Source organism: Lysobacter sp. ISL-50, assembly GCF_018612875.1.
Classification (GTDB): domain Bacteria; phylum Pseudomonadota; class Gammaproteobacteria; order Xanthomonadales; family Xanthomonadaceae; genus Lysobacter.
The window spans coordinates 259553-271193 of the sequence record NZ_JAGGRI010000020.1 but is presented as its reverse complement, the minus strand read 5'-3'; the positions used below and the strand labels follow the sequence as shown (position 1 = coordinate 271193).

6 protein-coding genes are annotated in these 11641 nt (G+C 67.5%); 5 read left to right on the top strand and 1 reads right to left on the bottom strand.

Annotated features, from left to right (window positions below):
• The first annotated feature begins 121 nt into the window (after window positions 1-121).
• From J7J50_RS13490 to J7J50_RS13475, 4 genes are all read left to right on the top strand, one after another.
• Window positions 122-706 carry a DUF4123 domain-containing protein gene (locus tag J7J50_RS13490; RefSeq protein ID WP_215058633.1) on the top strand — a complete coding sequence of 195 codons (585 nt, stop codon included), beginning with the start codon at window positions 122-124 and terminating at the stop codon, window positions 704-706.
• A gap of 190 nt (window positions 707-896) precedes the next feature.
• A complete protein-coding gene (locus J7J50_RS13485; protein WP_215058632.1) occupies window positions 897-3080 on the top strand; it encodes a CHAT domain-containing protein in 2184 nt (727 codons plus the stop codon).
• Window positions 3081-3090: 10 nt separating this feature from the next.
• Window positions 3091-4710 (top strand): ShlB/FhaC/HecB family hemolysin secretion/activation protein, encoded by a 1620-nt coding sequence (locus J7J50_RS13480; protein ID WP_215058631.1) that lies wholly within the window; start codon window positions 3091-3093, stop codon window positions 4708-4710.
• 12 nt (window positions 4711-4722) lie between these two features.
• Window positions 4723-9381, top strand: a complete 4659-nt coding sequence (locus J7J50_RS13475) for an MBG domain-containing protein (RefSeq protein WP_215058630.1) — start codon at window positions 4723-4725, stop codon at window positions 9379-9381.
• A gap of 164 nt (window positions 9382-9545) precedes the next feature.
• On the opposite strand, the gene J7J50_RS13470 is transcribed toward J7J50_RS13475, so the two are convergent.
• Window positions 9546-9998, bottom strand: coding sequence for a VOC family protein (locus tag J7J50_RS13470; protein WP_215058629.1), 453 nt, complete (start codon window positions 9996-9998; stop codon window positions 9546-9548).
• Between the two features lie 113 nt (window positions 9999-10111).
• Here J7J50_RS13470 and J7J50_RS13465 point away from each other — a divergent pair, with 113 nt between their 5' ends.
• The gene (locus J7J50_RS13465; protein WP_215058628.1) at window positions 10112-11626 is read left to right on the top strand and encodes a beta-N-acetylhexosaminidase; all 1515 of its coding nucleotides are present in this window, start codon (window positions 10112-10114) and stop codon (window positions 11624-11626) included.
• The last annotated feature ends 15 nt before the right edge of the window (window positions 11627-11641 follow it).

Below are 11641 nucleotides of genomic sequence, written 5' to 3'. Positions count from 1 at the left end.
CCTCGCCCTGTCGCTCAGGAAGGGCGGCAGCAGACAGGAGCAGGACGATGACAAGGCAGTCGGAAGTGCGCGGCGGACGGCAGGTCCAGGATGGGCGGCCGCCCCGGCACGGGAGACCGGCATGAACGCGGGCGTGCTCGAAGATGTGCTGCATGAGCGCCTGTTCACCGGCGCCGGCGATGTCTACGCCGTGCTCGATGGACGCAAGATCCCGGGACTGCCAGAGCGTCTGCGGGCCACCGGCGCGGAGTTCTGGTGTCTGCTGGCCGAGGGCCTGGACCCGGTCCTGGCCGAATGCGCGCCGTATCTGGTGCGATTGCACTGCGAGGCATCGGCCGTCGCCGCCGCGCTGCGCGCGGTGTGGGAACGCGGCAGCGGCATCGTCCTGTGCACCCGCGCCGGCAGCGACGGCCGGGCGTTGCGCGGGCATTTGCGCGCCTGGTTGCGGATTCCGGGAGCGGACGGCCGCACGCAGTTCTTCCGTTTCTACGATCCGCGCGTACTGCGCGCGATCTTGCCGGGTCTGTCCGCCGAGCGGCGCGCCGAATTCCTGACACCGCTGGGATGCGTGTACGTCTCGGGCCCGACGCCGGGCAGCCTGATCGAGTTCTGCCGCGACGCATCGGCGGACGGCCGCGCGCTTGGCGCGGCGGACGAGAGCGAGGTCTCTTGCTCGGCCGGCCTGCGTCTGGCGAAGCTGGCCTGACCGCTTCGCGGTAAACACACCGCGCGCTCTGCCGCCCGGTGTCTGTCGTTCGGCCTCCACGCGGGGGCCGCGTAAGCCGAAAGCACTACTCCCTTTCACGGATAGGCGCGGCGCGCATGCCTTCCTAGACTCCGGTCGTCGCCGCGATTTGTGATCGCGATCGACATTCCCCCGGACATGGAGTTTCGGCATGCGCATTATTCGCCCGCTTTCCTGCCAGAAGCGGAACCGCACGGACTCGGCGCTCGCGTCGCGTCTGGCCCATGTCGCATTGATCGCGCTGGTGGCGATCGCGCCTTGCGCGTTGGCGCAGGCGCCGGTGCCGGCGGCCGCGATGCCGGAGATCGAGCGTCCCGACGTGCGCGCGGCGCTGCATGCGATCTCGCGCATGGACGATGCGGATACCGCCTTGGCCCTGGCCGAAGACGGCGCCGCCCTGTACGAGACGGAAACCGTCCGGCTCGACGGTTACGAATATTGCAGCCAGGCGGTGGCGCTGGCCGACCGCGGCGAATTCCGCCGCAGCGTGCAGGCGGCGAGCAAGGCCCTGCACGTCGCCTTGCAGACCGGCAACGAAGACCTGCTGGCCAAGGCTTACCGTGATCTGGCCATCGTTTTCAGCTACTCCGGCCAGCTCGACCGCGCCGAGACCTTCGCCACGCTCGCGCTGTCCAAGCACGCCGAAGATCCGCAAAAGGTGCACGGCCCGGCGCACAAGATCCTGGGCGACGTGCGCAGCCGGCAGCAACGCTATCCGGAGGCGATCGCGGCATACGAGCTCGCGCTGCAGACCAGTTCCGCGCGCTACCGCCCGCTGGTGCAGGCCTCGCTGGCCAACGCGCTGATCCAGTCCGGCGACCTCGTCCGCGCGCAGCGCGAACTCGATGCGCTGCAGGCGCCGGACGATCCGGCGCAGCGCGCCCAACTCGAACGCACGCGCGGCCGCCTGTTGTTGGCGGAAAACAAGCCGCAGCAGGCGCTGGCCTTGTTCCAGCGCCTGGCCGCGCAGACGGTGCCCGGCGACGAAGGCAATTACCGGATGTGGGCGCTGGACGGGGTTTCGCGCAGCGAGCAGGCGCTGGGCCATCCCGATCAGGCGGCGCAGGCACTCGATCAGGCGCTCGCCGCGTTCGACAACGTGCGCGCGCGTTTTCGCAGCGACGAATTCAAGATGGGTCTGTTCTCGGATCTGCAATCGGTGTTCGAGCGCGCGATTCGTCTGTATTCGCAGACCGGCAACCCCGAGCGCGCGTTCGCCGTCAGCGAGCGCAGCCGCGCGCGCGCGTTGCTGGACGCGGTCGCCGACCGCGGCAAGACGCCGGAGGACGCCACCGCGCAGGTGGCCGATGTCGCCAGCCTGCGCAAGCTGCTGCGCGCCGACGAGCGCATCGTCGCCTTCCACTCGCTGCCGGACCAGTTGCTGGTCTGGGTGATCTCGCCGGAGGGCGTGAGCGAACACCGCATCGCGGTGTCGCGCGCCGATCTGGTGCGCCTGGTGGAAGCCTACCGGCAGGCGATCGTCGGCCTGCGTCCGTCCGCGGTGGACGCGGGCGACAGCATCGCCACCTTGTTGCTGGCGCCGCTGCGCCTGCAGGACGGGCAACGCCTGATCGTGATTCCGCACGGGCCCTTGCATTACCTGCCGTTCCAGGCGCTGCGCGTGGACGGCAAATACCTGATCCAGCGCCATCCCATCGCGATCGCGCCGTCGGTCAGCATCGCCGCGCGCTTGGCTTCGCGCGCGCCAAGGACGGCGCCGCAGTTGCTCGCGTTCGGCAATCCGCTGGTTAGCCCCGCGGTCGCCGAGCCCTTGCCTGGAGCGGAGCGCGAAGTCGGCAATCTGGCGGCGCTGTTCCCGCGTCCGCAGGTTTACCTGGAGGCGGCGGCGACAAAAGCGCGTTTCCAATCCGAGGCGCCCAAGGCGCGCATCGTCCACGTCGCCGCGCACGCCCGCGCCGACATCGCCGACCCGCTGCATTCGCAGATCCTGCTCGCCGACGAGAACGGCCGGCAGAATTTTCTCGAAGCGCGCGAAGTGCTGAGCCTGAATCTCAACAACGTCTCGCTGGTGACGCTGTCGGCCTGCGAGTCGGGGCTGGGCCGCGTCGCCGACGGCGATGAAGTGCTGGGCTTCACGCGCTCGTTCCTGTCGGCCGGGACCTCGGCGCTGGTCGCCTCATTGTGGCCGGTTCCCGACCGCGACACCGAACGCCTGATGACCACCTTCTACCGCGATCTGCGCGCGGGCGAGGACCTGCAACGGGCGATGCAGGCCGGGCAGTTGGCGGTGCTCGAGCACCCGGAAACCTCGCATCCGTTCTATTGGGCGTCGTTCAACCTGATCGGCAATTGGCGCCTGACGGTGGAGAACTGAGATGACGCCGATGCAGCCTTCCGTATTCCGCCTGCGCATACTTGCCTGCGCCGTGTTGATGGCCCTGTGCGGGCAGGCGCGGGCCGAACCCGAACCGCAGGCCCCGCAGCAGGCGCTGCCGGAGCCGCAGATGCGGGCGCCGTCGCAGGCGCGCTTTACCCTGACCGCGATCGAGTTCGTCGGCAACACGCGTTTAAGCGACACCGACCTGCAGACGATGGTGGCCTATCGGATCGGACAGGAGGTGACCCTCGCCGATCTGGAAGACATCGCCAAGCGCGTGACCGCGCGCTATCGCGATCGCGGCTATTTCCTCGCCCAGGCCGTGGTGCCGGTGCAGGAAGTGGAGCAGGGCAAGGTCACGATCAACATCGTCGAAGGCACCCTGGGCCAGGTCCATATCGATGTCGATCCCGATGCGCCGATACCGGCCGCGCGGGTCGAGAAAACCTTGATGAAGGTGCTGCAGCCGGGGCAGGCGCTCAACGGCCCGCGTTACGAGCGCGCGATGCTGCTGTTGTCGGATTTGCCCGGCATCCGGCCGAAATCCGCGGTCGAATCCGGCGCCGCCATCGGCAGCACCGATCTGAACGTGCAGGTGTCCCGCGGCGAAGCCCTGGGATTCGTGGTGGAGGTCGACAACCACGGCACCCCGGAGTCGGGACGCCTCCGCGCCGGCGGCACCATGCGCTGGGCGAGTCCGACCGGGCACGGCGACAATCTCGATCTGCGCGTGATGGTGGCCGAGGATGCGCATACCGCGTTCGGCCGTTTGGCCTACGAGCTTCCGGTCGGCTACGACGGTCTGCGCGTCGGCGCCGGCGTCGCCCGCGTGCAGTACGAACTGGGCGGCGAATTCCGCGCCCTGCAAGCCACGGGCACGGCCGACATCGCCGATGTCTCGGCCACCTATCCCTTGATCCGCCAGCGCGGGACCAATTTGTTCCTGCGCTTCGGCTTCGATCGAAAGTCGCTGACCGACGAGTTCGAAGCGGTCGATTTCGAGACCGAAAAACGCATACGCGGCGCCACCGCCGGTTGGTCGTTCGAGCATCGCGATGCCTTGTTCGGCGGCGGCTACACCAGCGTCAACGGCGTGCTCTATCGCGGCGAGCTGGATATCCGCGATCCGGTCAGCGAATTCATCGACCAATCGCCGATCGGGCGGAAAACCCAGGGCTATTTCACCAAGTTCACCGTGCAGGCGACGCGCTTGCAGGCCTTGACGAAGGACCTGAGCCTGTTCCTCGGCGTCGGCGTGCAACTCGCCAATCGCAACCTGGATTCCTCCGAACAGCTCTCGCTGGGCGGACCCCGCGCGGTGCGCGCGTACTCGACCAACGAAGCGCTGGTGGACGAGGGCTGGATCGCCAACCTCGAACTGCGTTACGCGCTGAACGAGCGGGTGACTCCGTTCGTGTTCTACGACGCCGCTCACGGCGCGTTCGATCACGACCGCTCGCGCCTCGTTCCGGAGAACGGCAAGAGCCTGCGCGGTTACGGCCTGGGACTGAGTTGGGCCCGGCCCGGCAACTGGGCGTTCAACGCCACGCTGGCCTGGCCCGAGATACGCGCTGTCGCCGATCGGCGCGAGCCGCGCCTGTACCTGCAACTGCAGAAGCATCTCTGAGTGGAGACTCCCATGGGCGCGCAAGCCAATGTCCGATCCATCCATCGCACGCCGCGGCCGCTGGTCCGGCATGCCTTGCCGTTGGCGCTGGCCGCATCGTTGGCGACTTCGCTGGCGCAGGCTCAGCCGCCGCTGCCCACGACGCTGCCGATCAACGGTACCGTCATTGGCGGCAACGCCGTCATCGCTCTGCCCGGCGGCAACACGATGACCATCACTCAGGCCAGCAACGGCGCGATCATCGATTGGGGCGGTTTTTCCATCGGCAGCGCCGCGACGGTCAATGTTTCCCAGCCCAGCGCGACCAGCGTGTTGCTCAATCGCGTGGTCGGCGACGGCAGCGTGGTGCCGGTCTCGCAAATCTTCGGCAGCCTCAACGCCAATGGCCGCGTGTTCCTGGTCAATCCCAGCGGAGTGGTGTTCGGCGCAGGCTCGCAGGTGAATGTCGGCAGCCTGGTGGCATCGACGCTCAGCATCAGCAACGCGGACTTCCAGGCCGGCGTCGACAGCGGCCGATTCGTTTTCACCGGCAACGGTGAGGGCGTGACCAACGACGGCACGATCACCGCCACGTCCGGCGGCACGGTCGCGCTGCTGTCGAGCGATTCGGTGGACAATACCGGTCAGATCTCGGCCCCGCGCGGCACCGTCATCGGCGCCAAGGGCAGCGGCCTCACCCTGGATTTCCAGGGCGATGGTTTGACCCAGGTGACCATTGACGACGGCGGTTCGGTGCTGGCGTTCGACATCAACAACAGCGGCACGCTGACGGCCGACGGCGGTCAGGTCGTGTTGACGATACAGAGCAACGACATCACCAGCGGCATCGTCAACACCGGCACGATCCGCGCACGCACGCTGGATAATCGCGGCGGACGCGTGGTGCTGTCGGCCGGCACCCGCCGCGTGGAAATCGACGGCGGCCAGATCGACGTCAGCGGCGCGGACCCCGGCCAGAGCGGCGGCACCATCAGCGTGACCGGCAGCGATGTCGGGGTCTTGAACGGCGCGCGGCTCGACGCATCGGGGCAGGCCGGCGGCGGCCGCATGGACCTGGGCAGCAGCGACGGCACCCTGGTCGTCGATGCCGGCAGTGTGCTGAGCGCGAACGCGATCGACAACGGCGACGGCGGTTATATCGGACTGCAGGGCGGCAACGGCGGTGCGCGCATCTTCGGCGATCTCAGCTCGCATGGCGGAGCCAACGGCGGCTTCGGCGGCCAAGTCGTGACCGGATCGTCGGCCGGCTTCGATCTGCGCGGAGTCCGCGTCAGCACCGGAGGCGGGTTCTGGAGCGTCGGCGCGCAGAATGTTTCGATCGTGAACGGCGCCGCCACCGGCGCCATGCCGACCGATCCGTATGAAGCGGTCACCGCCACGGTTCTTCAGGACGGCGATATCAATCGCGGGCTCGATGCGGGCAGCAGCCTCAACGTCGTCGCCTTGGGCACCGCGAGCCTGCGCGGCGACCTCAATGTCGATGGCTCGGCCGGCGCGGTGGCGATCAATCGCAGCGTCGGCAGCGCGCCGCTGACCGTGATGCTGAGCGCGAAGAACCAGGTTGCCGGCAATAACTTCAGCATCGGCTCCAGCAACGGCCCGCTCAATATCGACGTCATCAGCAATGCTGTCTTCGCCGCCGAGATCAATGGCGGCATCTCGTTCGCCAACGCAACGCTGCTGAGCAACGGCGGCGCGATCCGGATGTACGGCCAGAACGACGCGGTCAACGGTTTCGCCACCGCCGTCGGCGGTTTCGCCTTGCAGTTGTTCGGAACCACGCTCGACACGCGCATCGGACAAAACGATGCGAACGGCGGCGGCAATGTCCTGGTGCGGGCGCGAGGACTGGGCGCAAGCGCCGGCGAGTTCGTCGGCGAGGGCTTGTTGTTGAGCGGCACGCAGATTCATGCCTCGACCGGCGATATCAGCCTGCTGGGCGTAGGCGATATCGGTTCTTACGGGGTGCAGCTAGACGGCCGCGGGACCAACGCGGGCATGTCGACGACCTCCGGCGCCATCGACATCGTCGGCATCAACGGCGGCGGCGCTTTCCCGAATGAATCCGGCCTGGGCGTGCTGGGCGGATTCGCGATTCAAAGCGGCAGCGGACGCATCCGTCTGAGCGGTCATTCCGGCGCGAACGGCGGTCCCAACGCCGATCAAGTCTCCGATGCCCTGGTGATCGAGGATGGCGTGATCGCCGGCGGCGGCGGTATCGAACTCAACGGCTCCTCCGACGGCAGCGGCGTGGGCGTGAGCATCGGCGCGGCCAGCCGCATCGACGGCGGCGCCGGCACGGTGCTGCTGCGCGCCGGCAACAACGGCGTCGTCAGCCCCATGCAACTCGCGGGCACGGTCACCGCCGGTGCGGTCAATGTGCGCGCGGGCGAAGTCACCGCGGCCGGCGAGGTGCTCGATCGCAACGCCGCGGCGCTGCGGATCGGCGGCGGCGCCGGCGAATTCGTATCGGCGGCTTCGCTGGCCAATATCGCCGCGCCGAACCTGGTGATTGGCCACGCCGATCACGCCGGCGCGATCACGATCGCGCAGGCGCTGACGCGCGGCGGCAACCTGAGCTTGCAAAATACCGGCGGCAACGGCGGCATCGCGCTCAATGGCGCGGTGAATCTTGGCAGCGGCACCTTGGCCTTGGTCAGCGGCGGCAACATCAGCCAAAGCGCGGCGGGCGGCATCACCGCGCAAAGCCTGCTGGCTCGTTCGAACAACGGCAGCGTCGATCTGAGCGCGGGGCAGAACGACGTTTCGGGCAATACCCTGGCCGGCGGCGCGGCGGGAAATTTCAACTACACCGACATCAACGCGCTGAGCATCGGCAACGTGGCGGCGGTTGGATTCGACGCGGCCGGTGCGGTCAGCGCACTGTCGGAATCGGGCATCGGCGCGAGCGGCGCGGTGTCGGTGCGCAACAACGCCGGCGACCTGACACTGAATCAGGATGTCAGCGGCACCGACGTGGATCTGGTCACCGCCGGCCGCTTGCAGAACGCGGCCGGGTCGGGCATCAACGCCAGCAATCGCTGGCGGGTGTGGGCCAATACCTGGGTCGGCGAAACGCGAGGCGGCCTGGCCGGCTCGGGCGCGCTGCCGAACCTGTACAACTGCAGTTTCGGCGGTACTTGCGGCGTGACCGTGCCCACCGCCGGCGACCACTTCATCTATGCCGCGCAGCCAACCGCGACGATCGACGTCGCCAGCTTCGTGCGCGAGTACGGGCTGAACAATCCGGCGCTGAGCTTCAGCTTCGCCGGGTTGATCCTCGGCGATACGTTCGGCAACGCGATCACCGGCGACGCCGCCACGCTCGCCACCATCCTCAGCGACGTGGGCAACTACGCGATCGGCGGCAACTTCACTTCGCCGGCCGGTTACGCCCTGCAAATCAACCCGGGCACGGCGAGCATTACTCCGGCCAGCCTGGTGTTCAGCGCGAATCCCTACAGCCGGCTCTACGGCGATCCCAACGGCACGCTGGGCGGAACCGTCAGCGGTTTCCGCAACGGCCAGAGCGTGGCCGATCTGCTCGGCACGCCGGTGTGGACCACGAACGCCACGCAGGGTTCGGACGTGGGCCGGTACGCCATCGGCCTGAGCGGCGTCTCCTCGCAGAACTACAACTTTGTCGCAGCGCCGGGCAATGCCAGCGCGTTCGAGATACAGCAGGCGCCGCTGTTGTTCACGGCGAATCCTTTCAGCCGCCGCTACGGCGATCCCAACGGCGCGTTGAGCGGAACCGTCAGCGGTTTCCGCAACGGTCAGGGCGTGGCCGATCTGGCCGGCAGCCTGGCCTGGAGCAGCGACGCCACGCAGGCTTCGGATGTGGGCCAGTACGCCGTCCACTTCGGCGGCGTCTCCTCGCAGAACTATCAGTTCGTCGAGGCCGGCGGCAATGCCACCGCGCTCGAGATCCGGAAGGCGCCGCTGGTGTTCACGGCCGATCCTTTCATCCGCCTGTACGGCGATCCCAACGGCGCCCTGAGCGGAACCGTCAGCGGCTTCCGCAACGGCCAGAGCGCGGCCGATCTGGCCGGCAGCCTGGCCTGGAGCAGCGACGCCACTCAGGCTTCGGGCGTGGGCCGGTACGCCATCGGCTTCGGCGGCGTCTCGTCGCGGAACTACGAGTTCGTCGCGGCCGGCAGCAACGCCACCGCGCTCGAAATCCAGAAGGCGACGCTGACCTATGTCGCCGATCCGCTGGCGGTGTTGTTCGGGCAAAAGCTCGGCGACTTCACCGGCAGCGTGGCCGGGTTCCGCAACGGCGACACGCAGGGCACCGCTACCACCGGCGTGCTGAAGTTCTCCGCCGAGGTCGGCGCCGATGCGGTGCCCGGGGTCTATCCGATCCAGGGCAGCGGCCTGGAGGCGCAGAACTATGCCTTCGCGCAGGCGCCGGCCAATCTCACCGCGCTGAGCTTGAACTCGTTGCCGCCGCCTACGCTTCCCGACATGACCCGCTTGCCGCCGGACAGTTACGTTTACAGCAGCAATGTCGGCAAGACGCCGACGTGTCCATCGACGGGGCCGCTGGATACTCCGGGGCTGGCGCGCGGCGGCGACACGCTCGCGCGCGAATGGTCGAAGGTGCGCTCGCGCCCGAACCTCAACAGTTGTCTGGCGAGCGAACGCAAGAGCGGCTGCGGCGACTTCTGATCGGCGCGCCGGGGAGGCTGGAAGTGCGGCAGGGCAGCAGCAGGACGCGGTACCGGCGCCGTCAGCAGGGGAGGGAATCGCCTCCTGAAAACCTCCGCTGCTATCAGGGCCCGGTTGTCGAATGAGGCTGGGCCGCCAGAATTCCTGGCTGACCCATACCGTCCTCAGCCGAGCTCTTGCGCGAGTCCGATGAGCAGCCCTTCGGGTCCGCGGATGTAGCACAGCTTGTACACGTCTTTGTAATTGACCACTTCGCCCACGAGTTGCGCGCCGTGCGCGCGGAGTCTTTCCAGCGTGTCGTCGACGTCGTCCACGGTGAACATGGCGCGCAGGTAACCCAGGGCATTGACCGGGGCGTTGCGATGATCCGCGACGACCGTCGGCCGCAGGAAGCGGGACAGCTCGAGCCGACTATGGCCGTCGGGGGTGCGCATCATGGCGACCTCGGCATGCTGATCGCCCAGTCCGGTGACGCGTCCGGCCCATTCTCCTTCGATCGCGGCCCGTCCTTCGAGGTCCAGGCCGAGTTCGAGAAAGAAATCGATCGTGCTTTCGAGGTCTTCGACGACGATTCCGACGTTGTCCATCCGCTTGAGCGCCATGTTTTCGATCTCCAAGGGGTTGGACCCAGTCTAACAACGAACCAGCACACGCTTTGGACGCGCCTCACTGCTCCTATGGACCCGAACTGTGCATGATGCGGGGATGCCCCAGCGGATTGCCTGCCCAGATGAAAATGCGCTTCAAGCTTGAAGTCCTGCTGCTCTGCCTGACGGCGGTCGCCGCCAGCGGATGCGACCATCGCCTTGCGGTCGCGCAAGCCAAGGCGCCGCCAGCGCATATCGTGCCCATTCCTCAGTCGATGACAGTAGCGTCCGGCGAGTTGCGGATGTCTTCCGCGGCGGTGGAAAAGGACGCGGCCGCGACCAACGCCGGACGCGCCCTGGACGAATTGCTGACCCGGCTGAGCATCGGCGGCAATGGCCCGGCGGCGACACCGATCCGGCTGCGGCTGATCGACGACCCGGCATTGGGCGAGGAAGGCTATCGGCTGGTGGTGGACGATGCGATCCGTCTGAGCGCGCGGACCGACACCGGCCTGTTGCACGCGGTGCAAAGCCTGCGCCAGTTGTTGCCGGCAAAAGCCCAGGCCGACTATCGCCTGCCTCGCGTCGTGATCACCGATGTGCCGGCGTATCGCTGGCGCGGGATTTCCCTGGATGTGGCCCGAAGCTTTCTGCCGGTCGAGTACCTGGAGAAGCACATCGATCGCATGGCGCTGTTCAAGTTGAACCGCCTGCACCTGCACCTCACCGACGATCAGGGCTGGCGCATCGAGATCAAGCGTTATCCGAAGCTGGTCGAAATCGGCGGCGCCAGCGCGGTGCAGGACGGGCGCGCCGGTTATTACACCCAAGCGGAGCTGAAGCATCTGGTGGCCTATGCGCAGGCGCGCGGCGTCACCATCGTGCCGGAGATCGACATGCCCGGGCACGTGCAGGCGGCGCTGGCTTCGTACAACGAGCTGGCCTGCGAGGATGTCGGCAACCTGAGCGCCTACTCGGGCGTGGAAGTGGGTTTCAGCGTGTTCTGCCTGAAAAAGCCCGAGGTCGTGTATCCGTTCGTGCGCAATGTGCTGGAGGAGGTGGTGGCGATCTTCCCGTCGGCCGAAATCCATATCGGCGGGGACGAGATCAAGCATCCGCTCTACGCCGATTTCATCTCGCGCACCGCGGCGATGGTGGATGCGATGGGGCGCACCGCCATCGTCTGGGAAGAGGGCTCGGTGGCCGACATGAAGCCCAACGTGCTGCTGCAGCTGTGGAACGACGGTTACGCCATCGATGCGGCGGTCGCCAAGGGCCATCGGCTGATCCTGTCGCCGTGTTCGTATCTGTATATCGACCACGGCAACTACAAAGGCCAGCCCGGCGCCGACTGGTGCCGCGGGGACGGCGTGCCGCTGAGCCGGGTCTACGCCTTCGATCCGGCGCCGTTCAAGAGCGCGGTGGGTATCGAAGCCGCGCTATGGACCGAGTACGTGCACTCCGATGCCGCGGCGGACGATCATCTGTGGCCGCGTCTGGCGGCGGTGGCCGAACTGGCATGGAGCCCGGCCGGGCAGCGCGGCTATGCCGGGTTCGTGCAGCGCATGGGCGCGTTGCGTCCGCAACTGGATGCGCTGGGTATCCACTATCACGCCGAGCCGGATCTGGGCTGGACCGATGCGAAGGACGGGCATTGAGTGGAGCGTCGATCG

Bases quoted from the DNA above. Each gene is read 5' to 3' on its own strand.
- J7J50_RS13465 (WP_215058628.1), top strand. From the start codon at position 10,112: ATGAAAATGCGCTTCAAGCTTGAAGTCCTGCTGCTCTGCCTGACGGCG.
- J7J50_RS13480 (WP_215058631.1), top strand. From the start codon at position 3,091: ATGCAGCCTTCCGTATTCCGCCTGCGCATACTTGCCTGCGCCGTGTTG.
- J7J50_RS13490 (WP_215058633.1), top strand. From the start codon at position 122: ATGAACGCGGGCGTGCTCGAAGATGTGCTGCATGAGCGCCTGTTCACC.
- J7J50_RS13475 (WP_215058630.1), top strand. From the start codon at position 4,723: ATGGGCGCGCAAGCCAATGTCCGATCCATCCATCGCACGCCGCGGCCG.
- J7J50_RS13485 (WP_215058632.1), top strand. From the start codon at position 897: ATGCGCATTATTCGCCCGCTTTCCTGCCAGAAGCGGAACCGCACGGAC.